We start from the raw sequence: 24,403 nt of genomic DNA, 5'->3' as shown, positions 1-24,403 counted from the left end.
AGCAGCGCACTTTTCCATACTAATCCTAATGGAGGTGCGCGTGTATGAAAACGTTTGAACGTCTGCTGGTCAAATTGGTCTGCATTCAGCTTATCATTTTGGGCGCGGTGCAGTTTTTGCTTCATTATCAGCCTATTGAACCTTATATTTCGAAAGCTGTGAAATATGAGGGAGTTGATAAAATGGAGAAAAAAGAATGGATTGAAACGGTAAAGCGGTAAATCAGCTCAATTTTTTCGCCCCTTTTCCGGCAGTTCATGATACAATCCATAGAGGAGTAAAGAGCAAGGAGAGAGATTATGGACAAGAAATTATCAATTGCGATCGACGGGCCGGCCGCTGCCGGAAAAAGCACCGTTGCTAAAATAGTGGCTGAGAAAAAATCATATGTGTACATTGATACAGGAGCGATGTATCGTGCCATTACATATACGGCGCTCAAGCAGAATGCCGATTTAACCGATGAAGCCGCGCTTACAGAGCTGCTGAAGCATACGGAAATTGAGCTTGTATCCGCTCCGGAAGGACAAATCGTTCTGGTAAACGGAGAAGATGTGACAGAAGAAATCCGAAAAGACGAAGTCAGCAACCAAGTATCAATCGCCGCCAAGCATAAAGGCGTCAGAGAAGAAATGGTCAAAAGACAGCAGCAGCTCGGAGAAAAAGGCGGTGTCGTCATGGACGGCCGTGATATCGGTACTCATGTGCTGCCTGATGCCGAAGTGAAAATTTTTCTGCTCGCGTCCGTAGAGGAAAGAGCGAAGCGCCGATATGAAGAGAATAAGAAAAAAGGCTATGACGTGAATTACGAGACGCTTATTGAAGAAATTGCCAGACGCGACAAACTCGATTCAGAGAGGGAAGTTTCCCCGCTGCGCAAAGCGGAAGACGCGATTGAAATCGATACCACGTCACTAAGCATTGCCGAAGTCGCAGGAAAAATTCTGGAGATCGTTGAACAGAAATCACGTTAAGCCCGGGCGGAGCGCTTTATAATTTTTTTCGAAAGACAAGATGTTATTGCTTGACAAACCAGTCCATTTATTAGAAGTTAATACTAATAAAACTTTTTATTGATCATTCAAAATCTTTTTTGGATGATTCTTTAATACATATTCGGCTGAAAAGCGGACATTCACATGTTCAGCTTTCAAACCGTATTAATTAAGCTGTGTAGGTTTGGACCAAGGAGGTTATTCAAATGACAGAGGAAATGAATCAAATTGATGTTCAAGTGCCAGAGGTTGGAGATGTAGTAAAAGGGATTGTGACAAAGGTAGAGGACAAGCATGTAGATGTCGAAATTGTCAATGTCAAACAGTCCGGAATCATTCCAATCAGTGAATTATCAAGTCTTCATGTAGAGAAAGCATCGGATGTCGTAAAAGTTGACGACGAGCTTGACCTGAAAGTAACAAAAGTGGAAGACGATGCTTTGATTTTATCTAAACGTGCCGTTGATGCTGACCGCGCTTGGGAAGACCTTGAAAAAAAATTCGACACAAAAGAAGTGTTTGAAGCTGAAGTGAAAGATGTGGTGAAAGGCGGTCTCGTCGTTGATATCGGCGTTCGCGGCTTCATTCCCGCATCACTTGTCGAAGCTCATTTCGTCGAGGATTTCACTGACTATAAAGGGAAAACCCTCTCTCTTATCGTCGTTGAACTCGACCGTGATAAAAACCGGGTGATTCTGTCACACCGGGCTGTAGTGGAAAAAGAACAGACAGCCAAAAAGCATGATTTTCTCCAAACGCTTGAGGTTGGAAGCGTGCTTGAAGGAAAAGTGCAGCGTCTGACTGATTTCGGCGCATTTGTCGACATCGGCGGAATTGACGGGCTTGTTCATATTTCGCAGCTGTCTCATTCACACGTCGAAAAACCGTCTGACGTGGTGGAAGAAGGTCAGGACGTAAAAGTGAAAGTACTGTCCGTAGACCGCGATAACGAGCGTATTTCTTTATCTATTAAAGAAACGCTGCCGGGACCTTGGAGCCAGATCGGCGAAAAGGTAAAACAGGGAGATGTGCTTGAAGGAAAAGTGCAGCGCCTTGTAAGCTTCGGCGCCTTCGTTGAAATTCTTCCGGGCGTGGAAGGACTTGTGCACATTTCGCAAATTTCCAATAAACATATCGGAACGCCGCATGAAGTGCTTGAAGAAGGACAGACTGTTAAAGTGAAAGTGCTTGACGTGAACGAAAGCGAAGAGCGCATTTCCTTAAGCATGCGTGAGCTTGAAGAAGCGCCGAAAGCCGATCAGGAGGACTTCCGCCAATACCAGGCGAAAGAAGAGCCGAGCACCGGCTTCCAGCTTGGCGATTTAATCGGAGACAAGCTTAATAAATTAAAATAAATTGGTGATAAAACGTGACACGAGCAGAACGAAAAAGAGAACATATAAATCATGCGCTGTCTACCGGCCAAAACCGGGAAACGGGGCTTGATGATATTACGTTTGTTCATGTCAGCCTACCGAACCTAGCATTGGAAAAAGTGGATATATCAACGAAAATCGGCGGACTCACAAGCAGTTCGCCGATTTTTATCAATGCGATGACAGGCGGCGGCGGACAGCTTACATACGAAATTAACAGATCGCTGGCAAGAGCCGCGCGCAAAGCCGGCATGCCGCTGGCTGTCGGTTCGCAAATGTCAGCTTTAAAAGATCCCTCCGAACGGTGTTCTTACGAGATCGTCAGAAAAGAGAATCCGGACGGGCTGATATTTGCCAATTTAGGCAGCGAGGCGGATGCCGAGCAGGCGAAAAGGGCAGTTGATATGATTCAAGCGGATGCCCTCCAGATTCATTTAAATGTGATTCAGGAGATCGTCATGCCAGAGGGTGACAGAAGCTTTACTGGCGCTCTCGGCCGTATTGAGCGGATTGCGGCGGAAGCGGGAGTTCCCGTTTTTGTCAAAGAGGTCGGCTTCGGAATGAGCAGGGAATCGGCACGTCAGTTATTTGATGCCGGCGCAGCAGCAGTTGATGCCGGCGGATACGGCGGTACAAATTTCTCTAAGATCGAAAATATGCGCAGAGAGAAGGCGCTTCAATTTTTTAATACGTGGGGAATTTCCACTGCCGCAAGCTTAGCGGAAATCCACTCGCTCTCCGCTGATCAATCAATTATCGCATCCGGCGGGCTGCAAAGTGCCCTGGATGTCGCCAAATCGATTGCCCTCGGCGCTTCCAGCGCGGGAATGGCGGGCACTTTCCTGAAAGCTCTCACCTCTAAAGGAGAAGAGGGCCTGTTTGACGAGATGACGGCGCTTTTGCAAGAGCTGAAAATGATTATGACCGCCCTCGGATGCCAATCGGTTTCCCAATTGCAAAAGGCGCCTTTGGTCATAAAAGGTGACACACATCACTGGCTTTCTGAACGGGGAATTGACACATCCCGTTTCAGCAAACGTTAAAAGGCATGCGGACCCGCATGCCTTTTTCTGTTTTTTACGATTTTCTTTTTCGGAATTCCCCGTTTTGCTCAAGGCTTGTCGCTCCTTTATGGTGAATCGAATCATCGCGATCAGATTCCACTCGTCGGGAGGCTTTCAGTTTTTTCTCCTGTCTGTCTTTTCCCATCCTTATCCGCTCCTTTCAGGCATAATTGGTTTAAAAAATGCGTTCCCGCTCCATACTGATCAGAGGAGGAGCGATTATGGAACCGTTTTATTATTACTGGTCAATGTGGTTTTTATGGATACTTGCGACTTTTATTTTTGCCAAAACGAAAAGCCGTTTTTACGTATCAGTCTTTATTTTGACTAATATGATGGCAAGCATACATCAGATTACGGCTTATTTTACGCTGAATGCGGCATATGTCATGTTTTTTACTGCGGCATTTGTTTATGCGGGAAGCCTCGGCATGCATAAACGGCTCCGTAATATTGTGATTCATCTGACGGCGTCTGCGGCGTACGGCTTTATTTTTCTTTTTGCATTATATGATCCTGTTTGGTTTATCATAAAACCTGAATGGGCGGCGGTTATACTGCTTACCGTTATTACGCTTTCCGTTGAGGGGCGGTTCCCTGAGAGGCTTTGTCTTTTTGTTCTCGGCATGTGCCAGGGGGAGCTATTGTATGCTGCGGTCATCCGCAATATTGCGGGTGCGGCAGCCGTCGGTGATTATAAATGGCTTTCAGGCTGTTCGGCGGGAGTGATTCTGCTCGTCGGGCTGACTACATATGAACAGCTTGCGGCGCGCATCAGCCAAAAAAGCAAAAAGCAGGGCAAAGGAGCGACAAAAATGTCTTGAAAACAGACGGAGACTGTTACATGAATGCGAAACATTTTGAAGAATACATTGTGATCTCAGTGAAAACTGATATAATAAATGAGTTAAGCCCTTCTGTTTGAAGGGTTCTTTTCATAGCGAAGATGATTTTTAATAACCGGTTGAACAATTTTTTGTGAAAATGTAAGCGGCTGGATTGAAAGGAAGGGTACTATGGGTAAACCTGTCGTAGCCATTGTCGGAAGACCGAATGTGGGAAAATCCACAATCTTTAACCGGATTGCGGGTGAAAGAATTTCAATAGTAGAAGATACCCCCGGAGTGACGCGGGACCGGATATACAGTTCGGCGGAATGGCTGAATTATGATTTTAACCTGATTGATACGGGCGGAATTGATATCGGAGACGAACCGTTTCTGACACAGATCCGCCAGCAGGCTGAAATCGCCATGGACGAGGCTGATGTGATCATCTTTATGGTGAACGGCCGCGAAGGTGTGACGTCTGCTGATGAAGAAGTGGCAAAAATACTGTACCGGACAAAAAAACCGGTCGTATTAGCCGTTAATAAATTAGATAATACCGAAATGAGAGCGAACATCTATGACTTTTATGCGCTCGGCTTTGGAGAACCGTATCCGATTTCGGGCACACACGGTTTAGGATTGGGAGATTTGCTCGATGCTTGTGCCGAGCATTTTAAAAACATTCCGGAGACGAAGTACAGTGATGATGTCGTTCAATTCTGCCTGATCGGCCGCCCGAATGTCGGAAAATCATCCCTTGTCAATGCGATGCTCGGCGAAGAGCGGGTTATCGTGAGCAACGTAGCCGGAACGACTAGAGACGCAGTGGATACGGCGTTCACCTACAATCAGCAGGAATTTGTAATCGTTGACACGGCGGGAATGAGAAAAAAGGGTAAAGTATATGAAACAACAGAAAAATACAGTGTGCTTCGGGCGTTAAAAGCCATTGACCGCTCAGACGTCGTCGGCGTTGTGCTGAATGCAGAAGAAGGCATCCTTGAGCAGGACAAGCGGATCGCCGGATACGCCCATGAAGCCGGGAAAGCCGTCGTCATTATCGTAAACAAATGGGATGCCGTTGATAAAGACGAGCGCACGATGAAAGAATTTGAACAAAATATTCGGGAACATTTCCAATTTCTTGATTATGCGCCGGTGCTGTTTATGTCGGCACTGACGACAAAGCGGATTCATACACTCATGCCTGCGATTATTAAAGCGAGTGAAAACCACTCTCTCCGCGTGCAGACAAATGTCTTAAATGATGTCATCATGGATGCGGTCGCCATGAATCCGACTCCGACGCACAACGGCTCCCGTCTGAAAATTTATTATGCGACTCAAGTCGCTGTTAAGCCGCCGAGCTTCGTTGTTTTTGTCAACGATCCGGAACTGATGCATTTTTCTTATGAACGCTTTTTAGAAAACCGAATCCGGGACGCTTTCGGATTTGAAGGTACGCCAATTAAAATATTTGCAAGAGCAAGAAAATAAAAAGGTGTGATACAGAGATGAAAAAAGTGGCAATGCTTGGAGCGGGAAGCTGGGGCACTGCACTTTCTTTAGTGCTGGCTGATAACGGACATCAAGTTATGATGTGGGGACACCGTGCCGAATTGATCGATCAAATCAACGAACTGCATGAAAACAAAGATTACCTGCCGGGGGTGGAGCTATCAAGTTCTATCATCGGGACAGCTGATTTAAGCGAGGCTTTAAAAGGAGCGGACTTCATCATTGTGGCAGTCCCGACAAAAGCCATTCGGGAAGTGTTGAAAAAGGCTCTGCCGTACATCCCGAAACAATCGATTTTTGTTCATGTCAGCAAGGGAATCGAGCCGGATTCGCTTCTCCGTATTTCAGAATTAATGGAAGAGGAGCTGCCTGAGGAGTACAGAAAAGACATCGTCGTGCTTTCAGGGCCGAGCCACGCTGAGGAAGTCGGATTAAGACACCCGACGACTGTTACATCATCTTCAAAAAATATCAAGGCTGCAGAAGCGGTTCAGGATTTATTCATGAACCAGCATTTCCGCGTCTATACCAATCCGGATATGATCGGTGTTGAAATAGGGGGAGCGTTAAAGAATATCATCGCTCTTGCAGCGGGGATTACAGACGGATTAGGATACGGAGATAATGCAAAAGCGGCCTTAATCACCCGAGGTCTTGCTGAAATCGCCAGACTCGGCACAAAGATGGGCGGAAATCCGCTCACCTTTTCCGGCCTGACCGGCGTAGGCGATTTAATCGTGACGTGTACAAGCGTTCATTCCCGAAACTGGCGCGCCGGCAACCTGCTCGGCAAAGGATATAAGCTGGAAGCTGTCCTGGATAAGATGGGGATGGTTGTTGAAGGCGTGCGGACGACAAAAGCTGCGTATCAGCTGTCTCAAAAATACCAAGTGAAAATGCCGATCACAGAGGCGCTTCACCAAGTATTATTTAACGGGCAGAAGGTAGAAACGGCCGTAGAATCCTTAATGGCCAGAGTGAAAACCCATGAGATGGAAGACTTGGTCAACACATTCGAAAACCGGGTGAAGTGACAATAACATGCCGTCAGCATATTCTGAAGTGACGAAAGTCCAAAACGCAGAACTCTCCGGCTGAAATCGCTTAAAACATTTGCTGATTTAGGCAGAAGAGGATGCAGACGTACGCATCTGCGCATACTATAGCATCGAAGTCCAAGAGAGTGTATCTCAGACGTACAGGTGAATATAGTCAACTTGACTGAAGCAAAGTCCCCCTCTTTGCTTCAGTTTTTTTGTTTTTTCAATAGATGGAAAACCTGTTGATCTTTTCAACATTTGTATATTAAAATGAAATATAACGCTTACAATGATGGGACGGGGGGCACGAACGTGAGTGTGGCATTGATGAAAATGTGGTTTGCGCTTGGTGCTATGGGATTAATGTTTGTTGCGGTGGCCTCTATTTATGTCAGCAGGTACAAAGTGAAAAACAAACTGATAAAAGCAGCGGTTTCTTCACTCGCTTATGCCTGCATGGTCATCTCGGGATTGATCGTGTTAATGGTCGTTTTCAGCGGGCCTGTCAATGAATAAAGCAAAAAGGGGGCGCGGAATGCATAAGTTTAAAATGGCCGTCATAACGGCAATGGCGGTGCTTCTGCTGTCCGGCTGTCTGTACCCTGAAGCGAAAAAAACTGAAAATAAAGTATCTTACAAACATCAGCTTCAGCAGGTGCAAGCGGCAGTGGATGAATTTAAAAAGGCGAACGGCGGACTTCTGCCGATTCAGACAAAAGATATGAAAACACCGCTCTATCAAAAATATCCGATAGATTTTAAGCGGCTCGCGCCCAGATACATAGAGGAGCCGCCGGCCTCAGCTTATGAAAGCGGAGGAATGTACCAATACGTGCTTGTCGATGTGGAAAATAAGCCGACCGTCAAGCTGGTCGATCTCCAAATGGCGGAAGCAATCCGCGACATGAAGCTGCGTGTCAAAATGTATCAGGAAAAGCATACATATCCTCCCTATGAGGACGCCGTTTCAAAAGGGCTGTTCACTTTAAATAAAAAAAAGCTCGGCATGAAAGACTCTCCTTCAGTCAAAAGTCCGGTTTCAGGCACGTCTCTGCCGCTTTTAATCGGCGCTGACGGAGAAATCTATGCCGACTATCGCGTCGATCTCGCCCGCTGCCTGAAGGAAAACAAAAAGAAAATCAAACCGGGCGCGGAAATTCAGGATATTTTATGGAAAGAGACTCCTTTCGTCCCGGCCTTTTCAGTCACATACACCGTAAATGAAAAACAGGAACCCGTTTTTTTAGAAAGTCAAACGAAACAGGAATGAACCTTTTTCCCGCGCATACAAATAGGGAGAAAGGTTTTTTTGATTTTGATAGAAAAGACTGCCTGAAAATTTTCTAAAGATGTCATATTGAAATAGGACAACGTCATACACATATAGTGTCCTGTATTTGATTGGAGAATGGTGAATGAAAAATGATAAGGATAGGAAGTCCGGGAGGGGATCACTTGGAAAAGGTCGATATTTTCAAGGATATCGCTGAACGAACAGGGGGCGATATATACTTAGGAGTCGTTGGCGCTGTCCGTACAGGGAAATCTACATTCATTAAAAAATTTATGGAGCTCGTGGTGCTCCCGAATATCAGCAATGAGGCCGATCGAGCGCGGGCGCAGGATGAGCTTCCGCAAAGCGCAGCAGGAAAAACGATAATGACCACAGAACCAAAATTTGTCCCGAATCAAGCCATGTCCGTTCATGTCGCGGAAGGACTTGATGTCAACATCCGTCTTGTGGATTGTGTGGGATATACGGTTCCCGGGGCGAAGGGATATGAGGATGAAAACGGCCCGAGAATGATCAATACACCTTGGTACGAAGAACCGATTCCCTTTCATGAGGCAGCGGAAATCGGTACGAGAAAAGTCATCCAGGAACACTCCACAATCGGGGTCGTCATTACGACAGACGGCTCAATCGGCGATATTGCGCGGGGCGATTACGTGGAAGCGGAAGAAAGAGTCATCGACGAGCTGAAGGAAGTCGGCAAACCGTTTATTATGGTCATCAACTCGGTAAAACCGTACCACCCGGAAACAGAAGCGCTCAGAGCTGAATTAAGCGCGAAATATGATATTCCCGTCCTCGCCATGAGTGTTGAAAGCATGCGGGAAACAGATGTGTTAAGCGTCCTCAGAGAAGCGCTTTACGAGTTCCCTGTTCTGGAAGTAAATGTAAACCTTCCGAGCTGGGTCATGGTGCTGAAGGAAAATCACTGGCTCAGAGAGAGCTACCAGGAATCAGTGAAAGAAACCGTAAAAGATATTAAACGCCTGCGCGATGTCGACCGGGTTGTCGGCCACTTCAGTGAATTTGAGTTTATTGAAAGCGCCGGTCTGGCCGGAATCGAACTTGGCCAGGGTGTCGCAGAAATTGATTTGTATGCGCCGGATCATTTATATGACCAGATTTTAAAAGAAGTGGTCGGCGTTGAAATCCGCGGGAAAGACCACCTGCTTGAATTAATGCAGGACTTCGCCCACGCGAAAAAAGAATATGATCAGGTATCAGATGCGCTGAAAATGGTGAAACAGACCGGCTACGGCATTGCCGCCCCGGCCTTAACCGATATGAGCCTTGATGAACCGGAAATCATCAGACAGGGATCAAGGTTCGGAGTAAGGCTCAAAGCGGTCGCTCCGTCCATTCATATGATCAAAGTGGATGTGGAAAGTGAATTCGCGCCGATCATCGGGACGGAAAAACAAAGTGAAGAGCTTGTCCGCTACTTAATGCAGGACTTTGAAGATGATCCGCTTTCTATCTGGAACTCCGATATTTTCGGCAGATCATTGAGCTCTATCGTAAGAGAAGGAATCTCCGCAAAACTGTCACTCATGCCGGAAAATGCGAGATATAAACTGAAAGAAACGCTGGAGAGAATTATTAACGAAGGCTCAGGCGGCCTGATCGCCATTATTTTGTAAGCTGAAGGACCTCTTCCTGAAACGGGGGGTCTTTTTTTATTCTTTTTAGATACTGGAAATCAATCAAGGATTAGGAGGAAAAAAGCAAAAAAAGGAATATTTGTTCGGTAAAACACGTGAAAACCTTGACGAGCAAGGGATTGAGGCTTTAAAATGCTTGATATGGCTTTTTATATGTGTTACTCTACATACAGAAAATCTTCACTTTGTTGGACAAACATTCCTCAAAGTGTCTGTTTTCTTATGAAAAGCCGTTTACTTGTCTGTTCTTCCCTGCTTTGATTTTTTATCAGACAGGTTTAGAATCAGGCTGAACTGTGAAGAAATGATAATAAACTGCTGATTTGATACCCTTTTGGGAGGAGGTGAAAGGCATGAACAAGACAGAACTAATCAATGCGGTTGCTGAAGCAAGCGAATTGTCTAAAAAAGACGCTACAAAAGCAGTTGATTCTGTTTTTGATACGATTTTAGATGCACTTAAAAACGGTGATAAAATCCAACTGATCGGTTTCGGTAACTTTGAGGTGCGCGAGCGCTCTGCACGTAAAGGACGTAACCCGCAAACAGGTGAAGAAATCGAAATCCCTGCAAGCAAGGTACCTGCTTTCAAACCAGGTAAAGCTCTTAAAGACGCTGTTGCAGGAAAATAATTGTGAATATAGATCGTGTATGCATCTGATACATACACTTTGTTTCTTCACAGAAAAGCCCCTTGATAAAGGGGCTTTTCATATTTAAGCAGCCTCGGTCACCGGGCAGGACTTTCGTTTTGCTTTTGGCGCGGCAAATGTGCTAGAATCGAAATTAAATGTATTCAATGGTGGAGGACACAGACAATGAAAGAAGTTAATAAAGAACAGATTGAACAGGCGGTTCGCCAGATTTTAGAGGCGATTGGAGAAGACCCGGACCGGGAAGGGCTTTTAGATACGCCGAAACGCGTGGCAAAAATGTACGCGGAAGTATTCTCGGGATTAAATGAAGACCCGAAAGAACACTTTAAAACCGTTTTCGGAGAAGACCATGAGGAGCTTGTTCTTGTAAAAGATATCGCGTTTCATTCCATGTGTGAACATCACCTTGTTCCTTTTTACGGAAAAGCGCATATTGCCTACATTCCGCGCGGCGGCAAAGTGACGGGCCTGAGTAAATTGGCGCGGGCGGTGGAAGCCGTCTCAAAACGCCCGCAGCTGCAGGAGCGCATCACTTCAACGATTGCAGAAAGCATCGTAGAGACCTTAGATCCCCACGGCGTCATGGTTGTCGTCGAAGCTGAGCATATGTGCATGACGATGAGGGGCGTAAGAAAGCCGGGTGCAAAAACAGTGACTTCCGCTGTAAGAGGTATTTTTAAAGATGACGCAGCGGCGCGTTCCGAAGTGTTAGAACATATTAAACGTGCGGATTAATAATGATAGAGGGTGCAGATATGAATTCAAAGCATTCAAGTGATTTTGTCGTCATTAAAGCGGTCGAGGACGGCGTGAACGTCATCGGTTTAACGAGAGGAACGGATACGAAATTTCACCATTCCGAAAAACTGGACAAAGGCGAAGTAATTATCGCTCAGTTTACTGAGCATACCTCTGCCATCAAAGTGAGAGGCAACGCCCTCATCCAGACCGCTTACGGAGAAATGAACAGCGAAAAAAAATAAGCCGGCTGTTTCCCGCTTTTGCCAAATGCCCGCAAACGGCGGGAGAATACAGCCAATTTCTTTTTTTTATGCTATAATGATACCTGCGTATAATAATGACGAGTAAATCTCATACATATTAGAATAAATGTGAATTTGGGGACAAGGGTGATATTTTTGCAAGACATCTACGGAACTTTAGCGAATCTAAATACGAAATTAAAACAAAAGCTGTCTCATCCTTATTTAGCGAAACATATTTCTGCGCCTAAAATCGATGAGGATAAGCTTCTTCTTTTTCACGCTTTGTTTGAAGAGGCGGACATTAAGAACAACGACAGAGAAAATTACATAGTAACTGCGATGCTTGTCCAAAGCGCCCTTGATACCCACGATGAAGTGACAACAGCCAGAGCGTTAAAGCGAGACGAAAATAAAAACCGGCAGCTCACCGTGCTTGCCGGCGACTATTTCAGCGGACTGTATTATTCGCTTTTATCTGAAATGAAGGATATCTATATGATTCGGACGCTCGCTACGGCAATTAAAGAAATCAATGAGCATAAAATCCGTCTGTACGATCGGTCTGTCAATGACTTGAATCAATTGATCGAAAGCATGGCGATTGTGGAAGCGGCCCTGTTTCACAGAGTGTCAGACCACTTTAATCTTCCGCGCTGGAAAGAGCTGGCGAGTGATTTTTTTGTATATAAGCGGCTGATGAACGGCAATGCTATATTTCTCGATGTCATCGGCAATATTGTAAAGTCAGGGAAATCAAAGGCTGACATAATGGAAGATAGCTTCCGAAAGGCAAAGCAAAGCATTGAAACGCTGCTGCCGCTCAATTCACCAATCCAAAACCTAATGCTGAACCGGCTTAAGGCGATCAGCCAGGACAAAACATATCATCAGAAAGTGGAAGAAGGGTAATCAACATGCAGGAGTCAAAAGAACAGCGCGTACACGGCGTGTTTGAAAAAATCTATAAAAATTATGACCAAATGAACTCTGTTATCAGTTTTCAGCAGCATAAAAAATGGCGCGATAAAACGATGCAGATCATGAATGTAAAAGAAGGCGCAAAAGCGCTTGATGTCTGCTGCGGAACGGCTGACTGGACGATTGCCCTCGCAGAAGCGGCCGGAAAAAGCGGCGAAATCAAAGGACTGGATTTCAGCAAAAATATGCTGAGCATCGGTGAGAAAAAAGTGAAAGAGGGCGGTTACAGCCAAATTGAGCTTTTGCACGGAAATGCGATGGAGCTTCCTTTCGCTGATGATTCTTTTGATTTTGTCACCATCGGCTTCGGGCTGCGAAACGTTCCCGACTATCTGACCGTGCTGAAAGAAATGCGGCGGGTCGTCAAACCGGGCGGGCAGGTCGTATGTCTGGAAACATCCCAGCCGGAAATGTTCGGATTCAGACAGGCATATTTTCTTTATTTTAAATACATCATGCCTTTCTTCGGAAAAATGTTTGCGAAGAGCTATAAAGAATATTCTTGGCTTCAAGAATCGGCAAGAGAATTTCCCGGTATGAAAGAACTTGCGCGTCTGTTTGAAGAAGCGGGCCTGACGAATGTCAAATACCATTCGTTTACCGGCGGAGTGGCCGCTACGCATATCGGTTGGAAATGATGAATATACAGATGTTTGGGTGAATGATATGAAATTTAAAATGGCCTATTCTTTTTTAAATGATGATATTGATGTGATCGAAAGGGAGCTTGAGCAAACGGTGCGGTCAGACTATCCCTTGCTGAGTGAAGCCGGGCTCCATCTGCTCCAGGCGGGAGGCAAGCGGATCCGCCCTGTTTTCGTATTGCTTTCCGGCATGTTCGGCGACTATGACATTAATAAAATAAAATATGTTGCGGTGACGCTGGAAATGATTCATATGGCGTCCCTCGTGCATGACGACGTCATTGATGACGCCGAGCTGCGGAGGGGAAAACCGACCATCAAAGCCAAGTGGGACAACCGCATCGCCATGTATACCGGTGATTATATGCTTGCGGGCTCACTTGAGATGATGACGAGATTGGATGAGCCGAAAGCCCACCGGATCCTGTCCAAAACCATCGTAGAAGTATGCCTCGGAGAAATTGAACAGATCAGAGATAAATACAATATGGAGCAAAACCTCAGAACCTATTTGCGCCGCATCAAACGGAAAACGGCTCTTCTCATTGCCGTCAGCTGCCAGCTCGGCGCCATCGCTTCGGGAGCTGATGAGAAGATTCATAAAGCATTATATTGGTTCGGTTATTACGTGGGCATGTCCTATCAGATTATTGACGACATTCTTGATTTCACTTCAACGGAAGAGGAACTGGGAAAACCGGTCGGAGGGGATCTGTTGCAAGGAAATGTCACTCTGCCCGTTTTGTACGCGCTCCGTCAGCCTGAATTGAAAAATCAGCTGAAATTAATTAACAGTGAAACAACACAGGAGCAGCTCGCCCCCATTATTGAAAATATTAAACGCACAGACGCGATTGAAAAATCAATGGCCGTCAGTGACAGGTACTTAAAAAAAGCGTTTGAAAAACTGAATACACTGCCGAGAGGACGTGCGCGCTCATCATTGGCCGCCATCGCCAAATATATCGGCAAACGGAAATTTTAAATTCCTTTTACGAACAAGATGTGAACATTCTCCGCCCTGGATTGATTAATTGTCAGAAAGATGTTACGATTTCGGTGTGCAACTTGAAAGCCTATACATAATGATGGGGTGGAGAATCTTATGGAAAAAACTTTTATCATGGTAAAACCGGACGGCGTACAGCGCCAGCTGATCGGAGAGATTTTATCCAGATTTGAGCGTAAGGGCTTACAATTGGCAGGAGCCAAGCTAATGCAAGTTTCAGAACAGATGGCTGAAAACCATTATGCTGAACATAAAGGGAAGCCGTTTTTCGGCGAGCTTGTGGAATTCATTACATCAGGACCCGTATTTGCAATGGTATGGGAAGGGGAAAATGTAGTAGAGATCACAAGACAGCTGATCGGAAAAACGAACCCGAAAGATGCACTGCCGGGCACGATCCGCGGTGACTACGGCATGTTTGTCGGCAAAAATATCATTCACGGTTCAGACTCCTTAGAAAGCGCTGAGCGGGAAATTCACATTTTCTTTAAACAGGAAGAGCTTGTACCGTATCAAAAATTAATGGCCGACTGGGTGTACTAAGCCGTCAGCCTTTCTTTTTCTCGTATTATGAAAAGGTTTACATCATTTATGAAAGACAGAGGCTGCGTTGCCCTGTCTTTTCGTTTCTCACAAATCAGCCCGCGGGCTGATTTTTTTATTGAAATCGTACAATTTCGACAGAAAACAGGCTATACTAGGACAAAAGACAGCGAGATTGGGAGAGAAGCAATGGAGCCTTACGACATTTTTATCACCAAGTGGAAACAAATAACCGGCGTTGATTTATCTTTATACAAAGAAGCACAGATGAAAAGGCGGCTGACGTCCCTTTATGAAAAGAAGGGGTTCAGAGATTTTCAGGAATTTGCCACCGCTTTGGAAAAGGACAAGCTTTTATTAAACGAAACATTGGACAGAATGACGATCAATGTTTCTGAATTTTACCGAAATTATAAACGGTGGGAAGTTCTTGAAACCTCAATTCTTCCGTTAATAAAGCATAACAAACCGTTAAAAATATGGAGTGCGGCCTGTTCAACGGGAGAGGAGCCCTATACTTTGGCTATGATTCTCAATCAGCAGACGGGACTGGCCGGATTTGATATATTGGCGACAGATATTGATGAAAAGGCGCTAAGCAAAGCCAAGCGGGGCATCTATCAGGAACGCTCGCTGCAAGAGGTGCCGGCTTCCGTGAAAAGCCGTTATTTCACCAAGCAGGCTGACAGCAGCTATCAAGTAAAACAAGAGATTCAGAAAAACATCCGGTTTAAGCGGCACAACCTGCTTGCCGACAGCTATGAACAGGATTTTGACCTGATCGTCTGCCGCAACGTCTTTATTTATTTTACTGAAAAAGCAAAAGAAGAGCTGTATGTGAAAATGGCGGGCAGTCTGAAAAAGAACGGAATTCTGTTTGTCGGCAGTACAGAACAAATTTTCAGCCCGGAAAAATTCGGCCTTGAGAGCACTGATACATTTTTTTATCAAAAAAGATAGAAGACATTTAATGAAAACTTGTGTTATAGTTTTACTTAAAAGCGTTAATGTGATGAAGGGAGAAAAAAGAAATGAGATACTTAACAGCCGGAGAATCACACGGTCCGCAGCTGACGACAATTATAGAAGGTGTGCCTGCGGGGCTTTATATAACTGAAGAAGACATTAATTTTGAGCTTGCCAGACGTCAAAAAGGGCACGGCCGCGGACGCCGCATGCAGATTGAAACGGACAGAGCGAAGATCACGAGCGGCGTGCGGCATGGCCGGACACTCGGTTCACCTATCGCGCTCGTTGTAGAGAATAAAGATTGGACTCACTGGACAAAAATCATGGGCGCTGCACCGATTACAGAAGAAGAAGAAAGTGAAATGAAACGCCAGATTTCAAGACCGAGACCGGGACACGCAGATTTGAACGGTGCTATTAAGTATAATCACCGCGATATGAGAAATGTGTTAGAACGATCTTCCGCGCGTGAGACAACGGTTCGCGTGGCTGCCGGAGCCGTCGCTAAAAAGATTTTAGCGGAGCTTGGCATTAAAGTCGCCGGGCATGTCCTGCAAATCGGCAGCGTAAAAGCAGAGAAAACCGATTACACATCCATTGAGGATCTCAAACGGGTAACGGAAGAATCACCGGTCAGATGCTACGATGAAGAAGCAGGCCGTCAAATGATGGCAGCCATTGATGAAGCGAAGGCAAACGGCGACTCGATCGGCGGAATCGTTGAAGTGATCGTCGAAGGTATGCCGGTCGGTGTCGGAAGCTATGTCCACTACGACCGTAAGCTGGACAGCAAGCTCGCTGCTGCCGTTCTGTCGATTAACGCGTTTAAAGGCGTAGAGTTCGGCATCGGTTTTGAAGCGGCCGGCAAAAACGGCAGTGAAGTTCATGATGAAATCGTATGGGATGAAGAGAAAGGCTATACACGCGCCACAAACAGGCTCGGAGGATTAGAAGGCGGTATGACGACGGGAATGCCGATTGTCGTCCGCGGCGTTATGAAACCGATCCCTACTTTGTACAAGCCGCTGAAAAGCGTCGACATTGAAACGAAAGAACCGTTTACAGCGAGCATTGAACGTTCAGACAGCTGCGCGGTTCCGGCAGCAAGCGTAGTGGCTGAAGCAGCAGTGGCCTGGGAAATCGCAAATGCCGTCGTAGAGCAATTCGGGCTTGACCAGATCGACCGCATTAAAGAAAATGTTGAAAACATGAAAAAACTATCGAGGGAATTCTGATGAAAGAGCTTGAGGTTCGGACAGCTTCCTCCGCATATCCCGTGTATATCGGTGAAGGCATAAGGAAACAGGCCGCTGCCCTTTTGTCTTCACTGAACAGGCCGCTGACAAAGATCCTTCTCGTCATCGATGCTGAAGTTGACCGGCTATACGGTGATGAGATGTTCCGGCTTTTAAACGAAACATGGCCCGTGAAAAAAGTGATCGTTCCAAGCGGAGAAGAAGCGAAGTCTCTGAAAGAGTATGAACGGATTCAAACGGAAGCGATCGCTTTCCATATGGACCGCTCCTCATGTATGATCGCCTTCGGAGGCGGCGTGACGGGTGATTTGGCCGGCTTTTGCGCAGCAACTTTTATGCGCGGAATTGATTTCATTCAAATGCCGACGACACTGCTTGCCCATGACAGCGCGGTCGGCGGCAAGGTGGCCGTCAACCATAAACTCGGAAAGAACTTAATCGGCGCGTTTTATCAGCCGAAAGCGGTGATTTACGATACGGAGCTACTGAAAACCCTGCCGGAACAAGAGCTGAGATCGGGTATGGCTGAAGTGATCAAACACGCGTTTATCGCCGATCATGCTTTTTTAGAAAAACTTCTCACGTTTGACACGTTGCAAGGACTGACAAGCGCTGAGCTGAATGAAATGATTTATAAAGGGATTTCAATCAAATCGGCCGTCGTGCGTGAGGACGAAAAGGAAGAGGGGATAAGAGCTTTTCTGAATTTCGGCCATACGCTCGGCCATGCCGTTGAGGCGGAATACGGCTACGGCCGGATTACACATGGAGATGCGGTCGCCCTCGGCATGCAGTTTGCCCTTTACGTGAGTGAACAGGTTGCGGGATGCAAGATGAACAGAAAAGAACTCACGCAATGGCTGATTGGGCTCGGCTACCCGGGAAGCATCAGACAAGATATTGAAACGCCGGTTCTCTCCGCCCGGATGATGAATGATAAAAAAACGCGCGGAGGCATGACACAGTTCATCGTGTTAAAGGAATTAGGCGAAGCGCGGGACTGCATGCTTTCAAAAGATGAGCTCGAAAATTTGCTGAACAAATGGCGAATGGAGGAAACAGCATGATGATACGCGGCATTCGCGGAGCAACAACGGTGGAACAAGACACCGAACAAGAAATTTTAGAAAAAACACAGCAGCTGCTTGAAAAAATCATTGAACAAAATGGATGCAAGCCGGAAGACGTTGTGCAGATCCTGTTATCCGCCACGCCTGATATCCATTCCGTATTTCCGGCAAAAGCGGTCCGCCGCCTTTCCGGGTGGCAGTACGTCCCGGTGACGTGCATGCAGGAAATGGATGTCACCGGCGCTCTGCAAAAGTGTATCCGTGTCCTGATGACGGTTCAGACGGATACGCCTCAGGATGAAATCAAGCATGTCTATTTAGAAAAAGCCGTTGTGTTAAGGCCGGATTTATCATTGACAAAAAATACTGACATGTAATACGATAAACAAAGCTTAGAAATACACAAGAGTGTGTATAGAGCTGGTAAGTAAGATATTGAACAGTTGAGTTTAGAATAGGGTAGCAGAGAATGAGTTTAGCTGAGCTGAGATAAACACGTTTTTATTCTGCCCAAAAGAATCCTTTCTTTTGGGTTTATTTCTTATACGCAAGACTCCTCTCACTCTTCATCTCATTCTCCTTACCGTAAGGAGGAGAATCATGAATTTACAATCGGATGTTTCTTTATTTTTAAAGGACAGTCTGACACACCGCACCATTCCAATCGCAGAGACTTTTACGGTCGACACGATCACACCCATTCAGATGGTTGAAAAACTGGACAGAAACATTACGTATCTTTTAGAAAGCAAGGATGAGTCGTCAAGCTGGTCGAGATACTCTTTTATCGGCCTCGATCCTTTTATCACCATTAAAGAAAGTCATAACACATTCACTGCCGCTGATCCAAACGGGCATACGCTGTTTGAAGGCGGAGAATTAAAAGCCGTGCTTGACTGGATGAATGAGAGCTTCCGCATTAAAACACCCGAGCTTGATATCCCATTTTCGGGAGGGGCGGTCGGTTATCTGAGCTATGACATGATTCCTTTGATTGAGCCTTCCGTGCCAAGCCACGCGAAAGAAACAGATTTCGAAAAATGCATGCTGTTTGTCTGCCGGAAAATCATCGCGTACGACCACGAAACGAAACAAGTGCATTTCATTCAATATGCGGAGCTTAACGGCCGGGAGACGGAGGAAGAAAAGCGGGCCGTTTTTAAAGAAAATTGCGCGGAGCTTCGTAAGCTTATCGGTATTTTGACAGAATCGAAAGATATGAAAGAGCCGTTTTTTTCTAAAGAAACGTTTGACACGCCAAGTTTTGCCGATGTGACATCCAATTATACGAAAGAAGAGTTTATGGCCGGCGTTAATAAACTGAAAGAATATATAAAAGCGGGAGACATTTTTCAAGGGGTGCTTTCGCAAAAGTTTGACATTCCGGTATCCAGACATTCATTTGAGCTGTACAGGGTGCTCCGCATCATCAATCCTTCACCCTATATGTACTATATCAAACTGCCTGACAGAGACATTGTCGGGAGTTCGCCTGAACGTCTGATCCGCGTGCATGACAGGCACCTGGAAATTCATCCGATTGCCGGAACGAGAAGAAGGGGCGCCGGAAAAAAAGAAGATGAACGCCTGAAAAAAGAGCTGATGAATGACGAAAAAGAAAAAGCTGAACATTACATGCTCGTCGATCTTGCGCGCAATGACATCGGCAGAGTTGCGGAGTACGGTTCCGTAGCTGTTCCGGAATTCACAAAGGTCGTTTCTTTTTCACATGTGATGCACATCATCTCTGTTGTAACCGGCCGTTTAAAGCAGGGCGTTCATCCCGTTGACGCGCTGATGTCGGCATTCCCGGCAGGAACACTCACGGGCGCTCCGAAAATCCGCGCGATGCAGCTTTTAAATGAATTAGAACCGACTTCCAGAGAAACCTACGGCGGATGTATCGCTTATATCGGGTTTGACGGGTCAATTGATTCGTGTATTACCATCCGCACCATGAGTGTCAAAAACGGTACGGCGTCGGTGCAGGCGGGCGCGGGAATAGTCGCCGATTCCGTCCCGGAAGCCGAATATGAAGAAAGCTGTAACAAAGCGGGGGCGCTTTTAAAAACGATTCAAATCGCAGAAGACATCTTTTCTGGCGGGGAGGAGAAGACGGATGAACAAATTTCTGCAATCGTGCGTTAAGGGCCGTACGCTGAAAATTGGAGAAGCCGAAAAGCTGATGGAGATGATGATGAACGGGGACATGTCGCAGTCTGAGATAGGCGGGATTTTATCGGTATTAGCCCACCGGGGTGAAACGGCGGAGGAGCTTGCCGGATTTGTAAAAGTGATGCGGGCGCGGGCACAGACATCAGGTGGCTTGGCGGATGTCGTTGATACGTGCGGAACAGGCGGAGACGGGATTTCTACGTTTAACATATCCACGGCAGCGGCAATTACAGCTTCTGCCGCCGGAGCTAAAGTTGCCAAGCACGGAAATCGCTCCGTTTCGTCAAAAAGCGGCAGCGCGGATGTGCTGGAAAAGCTGGGGGTTTCCATTCAAGCCACTCCAGAAAGCGTTAAACGCAGCATTGAAATGAAACAAATGGGGTTTTTGTTTGCGCCGCTGTTTCATTCGTCAATGAAGCACGTCGCCGCCGCAAGAAAAGAGCTTGGCTTCCGAACCGTATTTAATCTGCTGGGCCCGCTCAGCAACCCGCTGCAGGTGAAGCGGCAGGTGATCGGCGTCTATTCATTTGATAAAGCGCGCCTGATGGCAAGCGCTTTGGAACAATTTGATGTCAGACACGTCATGCTTGTCTCTGCCCGTGACGGATTAGATGAATTGTCCATCTCAGCACCGACCGATATCATTGAACTGAAAAACGGTGAACGTCTGGAATATTCCGTTTCACCTGAACAATTCGGTTTTGCAGAAGGTTCATTGAAGGATATTCAAGTGAGTTCATCGGAAGAAAGCGCGCTCCTCATTCAGAATATTTTTGCAAATAAAGCTCCGTCATCCGCTCTGCATATTACCGCCTTAAATGCGGGCGCGGCCATTTATACGGCAGGTCTTGCAAACGATCTGAAAGAAGGAACGAAAACCGCCTTAGAAGCGATTCAAAACGGAGATGCCAAAAGGCAGCTCGAACGTCTGAAACAGAAAGAGGAAGAAATGTATGCTTGATCAAATCATTCAGCAGAAAAAAGAAGAAATCAAATCCATCGTGCTGCCGGAAACCTGTCAAATTGAACGGAGATCCTTTAAAAAAGCGCTCCTGAACCCGAACCGTTTTATCGGGCTGATTGCCGAAGTGAAAAAAGCTTCGCCGTCTAAAGGATTGATTAAAGAGCATTTTGTTCCGGAAACGATTGCGGCGGATTATGAAGCGGCTAAAGCCGACGCCCTTTCAGTTCTCACGGATACCCGTTTTTTTCAGGGGAGAAATCAATTTCTGACAGATGTTAAACAAACCGTGTCTCTTCCCGTGCTGAGAAAAGATTTTATTATTGATTCCCTTCAGGTGGAGGAATCGTTCAGGATCGGCGCCGATGCCATTTTGCTGATCGGGGAAGCGCTGGAACCTTCAGAGCTTCATGAGCTTTATCTGGAAGCCCGCGAGAAGGGCATGGACGTTCTCGTTGAAGTCCATAATGAAACTGTGCTTGAACGGATTTTACAAGTGTTTCAGCCGGACATTCTCGGCATAAACAACCGGGACTTAAAAACGTTCCGTACTTCTGTTTCGCAAACGGAAAAAATAGCGCAGCTTGTACCGGACGGCTGCCTGCTGGTCAGCGAAAGCGGCATCGGTTCTTTGGCTGACCTGCAATTCGTCAACAAGCACGGGGCGCAGGCTGTATTGGCCGGAGAATCCTTAATGAGAGAGGATTCGCAGCAAAAGGCGATCCGCGGACTGTTCGGGGAGTGACGATATGAAAAAGCCTGAGTTAAAGTACTGCGGAATACGATCGAAGCGTGATTATGAACTTGCGGCAGCTTCAGAAGCGGATTATCTGGGATTTATTTTTGCCGCAAGCAAACGGAGAGTAACGCCGGATGAGGTCCGGAAATGGAAAGAGCAGGTCCGGACAGACAAGAAACATGTCGGAGTATTTGTAAATGAAACGATAGAAAACATCGCGCAAATCGCCTCTGATCTGGCACTTGACGTCATCCAGCTTCACGGTGATGAATCGCCTGAGGATGCCCTCCGCCTCCGCCCGCTAGTGCGCTCGGAGATATGGAAAGCGCTCCATCACGGGGAAGGGACGCTCCGTCAGATGGCTCAATTCGCACCTGCTGTCGACGGCTATGTCATTGATTCTTCAGTAAAAGGAATGAGAGGCGGCACGGGAATCGCGTTTTCATGGGCCCGTGTCCCCTTGTACCGAAAGCAGGCTCAAAATGCAAACAAGCGCTGTTTTATCGCGGGCGGCGTTAATCCTGAAACGATTACCGGCTTACTGAGATCGCGTCCGTGCGGTATAGATCTTGCCAGCGGAATTGAAAAAAACGGACAAAAGGATCAAACACTGATCCGGATTTTAGAAGAAAGGATGAATCACTATGTATCCATATCCAAATGAAATCGGAAGATACGGCGAATTCGGCGGCAAATTTGTCCCTGAAACATTGATGCGGCCCCTTGAGGAAATCGAAACGGCTTTCACAGAATTAAAGAATGATCCCGTTTTTCATGCCGAATATAAAAAACTATTGTTTGATTACTCCGGAAGACCGACCGCATTAACGTTCGCAGACAGGGTGTCGGAGTATTTGGGAGGGGCGAAAATCTATCTGAAAAGAGAAGATTTAAACCATACCGGCTCTCATAAAATTAACAACGCGCTAGGCCAGATTCTGCTTGCCAAAAAGATGGGCAAAACGAAAATCATCGCCGAAACCGGTGCGGGACAGCACGGTGTGGCTGCCGCGACAGCCGCCGCAAAATTCGGTTTTAAGTGTACGGTTTTTATGGGTGAAGAAGACGTTGCACGCCAGTCGCTGAACGTATTCCGGATGAAACTGCTCGGCGCGGAAGTGGTGCCGGTCACAAGCGGCAACGGCACGCTGAAAGATGCGACGAATGAGGCAATCAGGTATTGGGTCCAGCATTGTGAAGATCATTTCTACCTTATCGGTTCTGTAGTGGGGCCGCACCCGTATCCGTATATCGTTCGCGAATTCCAGAAAATCATCGGCGAGGAAGCGAAAGAACAGCTCCGCCGGGTTGAAGGAACGCTCCCGGATAAGGTTGTTGCATGTGTCGGCGGCGGAAGCAATGCGATGGGCATTTTTCAGGCCTTTTTAGACGAAGATACTGAGCTGATCGGCGCCGAGGCGGCCGGAAAAGGAATTGATACGCCGCTGCATGCGGCAACGATCGCAAAAGGGACGCTCGGGGTGATTCACGGTTCAATGACCTATTTAATACAAGATGAATACGGGCAGATTATCGAACCGTATTCCATTTCAGCAGGCCTTGATTACCCGGGGATCGGCCCTGAGCACGCCTATCTGCATAAAAGCGGCCGTGTAACGTACGAAAGCGTGACAGACGATGAAGCGATTGCCGCGTTACGTCTGCTTTCTGAAACAGAAGGTATTCTTCCGGCTATTGAATCTGCCCACGCCCTGGCAAAAGCGTTTGAAATGGCAAAAGACATGGATAAAGATAAAATCATTCTCGCCAGTTTATCGGGAAGAGGAGATAAAGACGTTCATACGCTGATGAATGTTTTGGAAAACGGGGTGGAGACACATGTTTAATCTGCGAGATTCTGAAAAATTATTTATCCCTTTTATTACAGCTGGCGATCCGCTTCCTGACATTTCTGTTGAGCTGGCAATATCATTGCAGAATGCAGGCGCTTCTGCCCTTGAAATCGGCGTTCCTTACACAGATCCGCTCGCGGACGGACCCGTCATACAACGGGCTTCAAAACGGGCTCTGGAAAACGGAATGAATATCGTAAAAGCAATTGAACTTGGCGGCAAAATGAAAAAAAACGGCGTTCATATTCCAATTATCCTCTTTACGTATTATAATCCTGTGTTACAATTAGATAAAGAATGCTTTTTCGCTTTACTGCGGGAAAACGACATAGACGGTCTGCTTGTACCCGACCTTCCATTAGAGGAAAGCGCCCTTTTGCAAATGACATGCAAAAAGGAGAACATCGCTTATATCTCACTGGTTGCGCCGACAAGTGAAGACCGTTTGAAAATAATTACTGAACAGGCCTGCGGCTTTGTGTATTGTGTATCCTCTTTAGGAGTGACGGGCGTACGCAGCGAATTCGATCCGTCTGTATACTCTTTCATTCGTAAGGTGAAAGAATTCAGCTCTGTTCCGGTGGCGGTCGGTTTTGGCATTTCAAACCGCAAACAGGTTGACAGGATGAATGAAATATCTGACGGTGTCGTTGTCGGCAGCGCGCTTGTCAAAAAAGTTGAAGAGCTTAAAACAAAGCTTGTGAATCCCGGCACAAGAGCCGATGCGCTTCTTGAATTTGAAGAATACGCAAAGACGTTCGGACGACTGTACAGTGTAAAATGAGG

28 protein-coding genes are annotated in these 24,403 nt (G+C 46.5%); 27 read left to right on the top strand and 1 reads right to left on the bottom strand.

The genetic code is table 11. The annotated features are described in order from the left end of the window. Window positions 1-44: 44 nt before the first annotated feature. The 4 genes from J6600_RS10790 (at window position 45) to fni (ending at window position 3,414) form a co-directional block, all read left to right on the top strand. On the top strand, window positions 45-221 hold the full coding sequence (locus J6600_RS10790) for a YpfB family protein (RefSeq protein ID WP_003153420.1): 177 nt from the start codon (window positions 45-47) through the stop codon (window positions 219-221). A 78-nt stretch (window positions 222-299) separates the two neighbouring features. Next, entirely contained in the window at window positions 300-974 is a 675-nt protein-coding gene (gene cmk, locus J6600_RS10785; RefSeq protein ID WP_209387392.1) for a (d)CMP kinase, read from the top strand. Between the two features lie 227 nt (window positions 975-1,201). Beyond that, window positions 1,202-2,350 (top strand): 30S ribosomal protein S1, encoded by a 1,149-nt coding sequence (gene rpsA, locus J6600_RS10780; RefSeq protein ID WP_003153426.1) that lies wholly within the window; start codon window positions 1,202-1,204, stop codon window positions 2,348-2,350. A 14-nt stretch (window positions 2,351-2,364) separates the two neighbouring features. Continuing rightward, complete coding sequence (gene fni / locus J6600_RS10775) at window positions 2,365-3,414, top strand: type 2 isopentenyl-diphosphate Delta-isomerase (RefSeq protein WP_095272885.1); 1,050 nt, start codon at window positions 2,365-2,367, stop codon at window positions 3,412-3,414. Between the two features lie 34 nt (window positions 3,415-3,448). Here the strand turns inward: fni and J6600_RS10770 are convergent, their stop codons facing one another. After that, window positions 3,449-3,580 carry a YpzI family protein gene (locus J6600_RS10770; protein ID WP_003153429.1) on the bottom strand — a complete coding sequence of 44 codons (132 nt, stop codon included), beginning with the start codon at window positions 3,578-3,580 and terminating at the stop codon, window positions 3,449-3,451. Window positions 3,581-3,656: 76 nt separating this feature from the next. Here J6600_RS10770 and J6600_RS10765 point away from each other — a divergent pair, with 76 nt between their 5' ends. From J6600_RS10765 to trpA, 23 genes are all read left to right on the top strand, one after another. Continuing rightward, window positions 3,657-4,259 (top strand): YphA family membrane protein, encoded by a 603-nt coding sequence (locus J6600_RS10765; RefSeq protein ID WP_207168983.1) that lies wholly within the window; start codon window positions 3,657-3,659, stop codon window positions 4,257-4,259. A 192-nt stretch (window positions 4,260-4,451) separates the two neighbouring features. After that, a complete protein-coding gene (gene der / locus J6600_RS10760; protein WP_003153433.1) occupies window positions 4,452-5,762 on the top strand; it encodes a ribosome biogenesis GTPase Der in 1,311 nt (436 codons plus the stop codon). A gap of 17 nt (window positions 5,763-5,779) precedes the next feature. Next, a complete protein-coding gene (locus tag J6600_RS10755; protein ID WP_003153434.1) occupies window positions 5,780-6,817 on the top strand; it encodes an NAD(P)H-dependent glycerol-3-phosphate dehydrogenase in 1,038 nt (345 codons plus the stop codon). A 318-nt stretch (window positions 6,818-7,135) separates the two neighbouring features. Then, window positions 7,136-7,339, top strand: a complete 204-nt coding sequence (locus J6600_RS10750; protein WP_003153435.1) for a DUF2768 domain-containing protein — start codon at window positions 7,136-7,138, stop codon at window positions 7,337-7,339. A 19-nt stretch (window positions 7,340-7,358) separates the two neighbouring features. Next, window positions 7,359-8,093, top strand: coding sequence for a hypothetical protein (locus J6600_RS10745; RefSeq protein WP_109567373.1), 735 nt, complete (start codon window positions 7,359-7,361; stop codon window positions 8,091-8,093). Between the two features lie 185 nt (window positions 8,094-8,278). Then, window positions 8,279-9,757: a stage IV sporulation protein A gene (spoIVA, locus tag J6600_RS10740; protein WP_003153438.1), complete on the top strand. Its 1,479-nt coding sequence runs from the start codon at window positions 8,279-8,281 to the stop codon at window positions 9,755-9,757. Between the two features lie 374 nt (window positions 9,758-10,131). Continuing rightward, on the top strand, window positions 10,132-10,410 hold the full coding sequence (hbs, locus tag J6600_RS10735; RefSeq protein WP_003153447.1) for a non-specific DNA-binding protein Hbs: 279 nt from the start codon (window positions 10,132-10,134) through the stop codon (window positions 10,408-10,410). A 186-nt stretch (window positions 10,411-10,596) separates the two neighbouring features. Continuing rightward, window positions 10,597-11,169 (top strand): GTP cyclohydrolase I FolE, encoded by a 573-nt coding sequence (folE, locus tag J6600_RS10730; RefSeq protein ID WP_003153448.1) that lies wholly within the window; start codon window positions 10,597-10,599, stop codon window positions 11,167-11,169. 20 nt (window positions 11,170-11,189) lie between these two features. Beyond that, a complete protein-coding gene (gene mtrB / locus J6600_RS10725; protein WP_003153449.1) occupies window positions 11,190-11,417 on the top strand; it encodes a trp RNA-binding attenuation protein MtrB in 228 nt (75 codons plus the stop codon). 156 nt (window positions 11,418-11,573) lie between these two features. Continuing rightward, window positions 11,574-12,329, top strand: coding sequence for a heptaprenyl diphosphate synthase component 1 (gene hepS, locus J6600_RS10720; RefSeq protein WP_007409455.1), 756 nt, complete (start codon window positions 11,574-11,576; stop codon window positions 12,327-12,329). A 5-nt stretch (window positions 12,330-12,334) separates the two neighbouring features. Further along, on the top strand, window positions 12,335-13,036 hold the full coding sequence (menG, locus tag J6600_RS10715) for a demethylmenaquinone methyltransferase (protein ID WP_003153453.1): 702 nt from the start codon (window positions 12,335-12,337) through the stop codon (window positions 13,034-13,036). Window positions 13,037-13,064: 28 nt separating this feature from the next. Further along, on the top strand, window positions 13,065-14,027 hold the full coding sequence (gene hepT, locus J6600_RS10710; RefSeq protein ID WP_003153454.1) for a heptaprenyl diphosphate synthase component II: 963 nt from the start codon (window positions 13,065-13,067) through the stop codon (window positions 14,025-14,027). Between the two features lie 120 nt (window positions 14,028-14,147). After that, the gene (gene ndk, locus J6600_RS10705; RefSeq protein ID WP_007409456.1) at window positions 14,148-14,594 is read left to right on the top strand and encodes a nucleoside-diphosphate kinase; all 447 of its coding nucleotides are present in this window, start codon (window positions 14,148-14,150) and stop codon (window positions 14,592-14,594) included. 189 nt (window positions 14,595-14,783) lie between these two features. After that, window positions 14,784-15,554 carry a protein-glutamate O-methyltransferase gene (locus J6600_RS10700; RefSeq protein ID WP_209387391.1) on the top strand — a complete coding sequence of 257 codons (771 nt, stop codon included), beginning with the start codon at window positions 14,784-14,786 and terminating at the stop codon, window positions 15,552-15,554. 71 nt (window positions 15,555-15,625) lie between these two features. Beyond that, window positions 15,626-16,798 carry a chorismate synthase gene (gene aroC, locus J6600_RS10695; protein ID WP_029973644.1) on the top strand — a complete coding sequence of 391 codons (1,173 nt, stop codon included), beginning with the start codon at window positions 15,626-15,628 and terminating at the stop codon, window positions 16,796-16,798. Continuing rightward, the gene (gene aroB, locus J6600_RS10690; protein WP_014305310.1) at window positions 16,798-17,886 is read left to right on the top strand and encodes a 3-dehydroquinate synthase; all 1,089 of its coding nucleotides are present in this window, start codon (window positions 16,798-16,800) and stop codon (window positions 17,884-17,886) included. The genes aroC and aroB overlap by 1 nt, the downstream gene beginning before the upstream one ends. Continuing rightward, entirely contained in the window at window positions 17,883-18,266 is a 384-nt protein-coding gene (aroH, locus tag J6600_RS10685; protein ID WP_003153463.1) for a chorismate mutase, read from the top strand. Before aroB ends, aroH begins: the two co-directional genes overlap by 4 nt. A 223-nt stretch (window positions 18,267-18,489) precedes the next feature. Further along, the gene (gene trpE / locus J6600_RS10680) at window positions 18,490-20,037 is read left to right on the top strand and encodes an anthranilate synthase component I (protein ID WP_095272877.1); all 1,548 of its coding nucleotides are present in this window, start codon (window positions 18,490-18,492) and stop codon (window positions 20,035-20,037) included. Continuing rightward, a complete protein-coding gene (gene trpD / locus J6600_RS10675; RefSeq protein WP_209387390.1) occupies window positions 20,009-21,025 on the top strand; it encodes an anthranilate phosphoribosyltransferase in 1,017 nt (338 codons plus the stop codon). The genes trpE and trpD overlap by 29 nt, the downstream gene beginning before the upstream one ends. Continuing rightward, window positions 21,018-21,770: an indole-3-glycerol phosphate synthase TrpC gene (trpC, locus tag J6600_RS10670; RefSeq protein WP_209387389.1), complete on the top strand. Its 753-nt coding sequence runs from the start codon at window positions 21,018-21,020 to the stop codon at window positions 21,768-21,770. Before trpD ends, trpC begins: the two co-directional genes overlap by 8 nt. Before the next feature lie 4 nt (window positions 21,771-21,774). Next, the gene (locus tag J6600_RS10665; protein WP_101287828.1) at window positions 21,775-22,428 is read left to right on the top strand and encodes a phosphoribosylanthranilate isomerase; all 654 of its coding nucleotides are present in this window, start codon (window positions 21,775-21,777) and stop codon (window positions 22,426-22,428) included. Next, window positions 22,409-23,611 carry a tryptophan synthase subunit beta gene (gene trpB / locus J6600_RS10660; RefSeq protein ID WP_209387388.1) on the top strand — a complete coding sequence of 401 codons (1,203 nt, stop codon included), beginning with the start codon at window positions 22,409-22,411 and terminating at the stop codon, window positions 23,609-23,611. The genes J6600_RS10665 and trpB overlap by 20 nt, the downstream gene beginning before the upstream one ends. Further along, complete coding sequence (gene trpA / locus J6600_RS10655) at window positions 23,604-24,401, top strand: tryptophan synthase subunit alpha (protein ID WP_025649797.1); 798 nt, start codon at window positions 23,604-23,606, stop codon at window positions 24,399-24,401. The genes trpB and trpA overlap by 8 nt, the downstream gene beginning before the upstream one ends. Window positions 24,402-24,403: the final 2 nt, after the last annotated feature.

The sequence above is a fragment of the Bacillus sp. LJBV19 genome (genome assembly GCF_017797845.1).
Taxonomy (GTDB): domain Bacteria; phylum Bacillota; class Bacilli; order Bacillales; family Bacillaceae; genus Bacillus; species Bacillus velezensis.
Note: the sequence above shows the minus strand (reverse complement) of the source record. Positions and strands in the feature narration are given on the sequence as shown.

What these genes read in the sequence shown, in the direction of transcription:
- folE (WP_003153448.1), top strand. Translation starts at nt 10,597, where the DNA reads ATGAAAGAAGTTAATAAAGAACAGATTGAACAGGCGGTTCGCCAGATT.
- trpC (WP_209387389.1), top strand. Translation starts at nt 21,018, where the DNA reads ATGCTTGATCAAATCATTCAGCAGAAAAAAGAAGAAATCAAATCCATC.
- J6600_RS10745 (WP_109567373.1), top strand. Translation starts at nt 7,359, where the DNA reads ATGCATAAGTTTAAAATGGCCGTCATAACGGCAATGGCGGTGCTTCTG.
- der (WP_003153433.1), top strand. Translation starts at nt 4,452, where the DNA reads ATGGGTAAACCTGTCGTAGCCATTGTCGGAAGACCGAATGTGGGAAAA.
- J6600_RS10755 (WP_003153434.1), top strand. Translation starts at nt 5,780, where the DNA reads ATGAAAAAAGTGGCAATGCTTGGAGCGGGAAGCTGGGGCACTGCACTT.
- trpE (WP_095272877.1), top strand. Translation starts at nt 18,490, where the DNA reads ATGAATTTACAATCGGATGTTTCTTTATTTTTAAAGGACAGTCTGACA.
- mtrB (WP_003153449.1), top strand. Translation starts at nt 11,190, where the DNA reads ATGAATTCAAAGCATTCAAGTGATTTTGTCGTCATTAAAGCGGTCGAG.
- ndk (WP_007409456.1), top strand. Translation starts at nt 14,148, where the DNA reads ATGGAAAAAACTTTTATCATGGTAAAACCGGACGGCGTACAGCGCCAG.
- trpB (WP_209387388.1), top strand. Translation starts at nt 22,409, where the DNA reads ATGTATCCATATCCAAATGAAATCGGAAGATACGGCGAATTCGGCGGC.
- J6600_RS10665 (WP_101287828.1), top strand. Translation starts at nt 21,775, where the DNA reads ATGAAAAAGCCTGAGTTAAAGTACTGCGGAATACGATCGAAGCGTGAT.
- J6600_RS10765 (WP_207168983.1), top strand. Translation starts at nt 3,657, where the DNA reads ATGGAACCGTTTTATTATTACTGGTCAATGTGGTTTTTATGGATACTT.
- hbs (WP_003153447.1), top strand. Translation starts at nt 10,132, where the DNA reads ATGAACAAGACAGAACTAATCAATGCGGTTGCTGAAGCAAGCGAATTG.
- trpA (WP_025649797.1), top strand. Translation starts at nt 23,604, where the DNA reads ATGTTTAATCTGCGAGATTCTGAAAAATTATTTATCCCTTTTATTACA.
- aroB (WP_014305310.1), top strand. Translation starts at nt 16,798, where the DNA reads ATGAAAGAGCTTGAGGTTCGGACAGCTTCCTCCGCATATCCCGTGTAT.
- rpsA (WP_003153426.1), top strand. Translation starts at nt 1,202, where the DNA reads ATGACAGAGGAAATGAATCAAATTGATGTTCAAGTGCCAGAGGTTGGA.
- aroH (WP_003153463.1), top strand. Translation starts at nt 17,883, where the DNA reads ATGATGATACGCGGCATTCGCGGAGCAACAACGGTGGAACAAGACACC.
- cmk (WP_209387392.1), top strand. Translation starts at nt 300, where the DNA reads ATGGACAAGAAATTATCAATTGCGATCGACGGGCCGGCCGCTGCCGGA.
- menG (WP_003153453.1), top strand. Translation starts at nt 12,335, where the DNA reads ATGCAGGAGTCAAAAGAACAGCGCGTACACGGCGTGTTTGAAAAAATC.
- J6600_RS10770 (WP_003153429.1), bottom strand. Translation starts at nt 3,580, where the DNA reads ATGGGAAAAGACAGACAGGAGAAAAAACTGAAAGCCTCCCGACGAGTG.
- aroC (WP_029973644.1), top strand. Translation starts at nt 15,626, where the DNA reads ATGAGATACTTAACAGCCGGAGAATCACACGGTCCGCAGCTGACGACA.
- J6600_RS10790 (WP_003153420.1), top strand. Translation starts at nt 45, where the DNA reads ATGAAAACGTTTGAACGTCTGCTGGTCAAATTGGTCTGCATTCAGCTT.
- J6600_RS10700 (WP_209387391.1), top strand. Translation starts at nt 14,784, where the DNA reads ATGGAGCCTTACGACATTTTTATCACCAAGTGGAAACAAATAACCGGC.
- hepT (WP_003153454.1), top strand. Translation starts at nt 13,065, where the DNA reads ATGAAATTTAAAATGGCCTATTCTTTTTTAAATGATGATATTGATGTG.
- trpD (WP_209387390.1), top strand. Translation starts at nt 20,009, where the DNA reads ATGAACAAATTTCTGCAATCGTGCGTTAAGGGCCGTACGCTGAAAATT.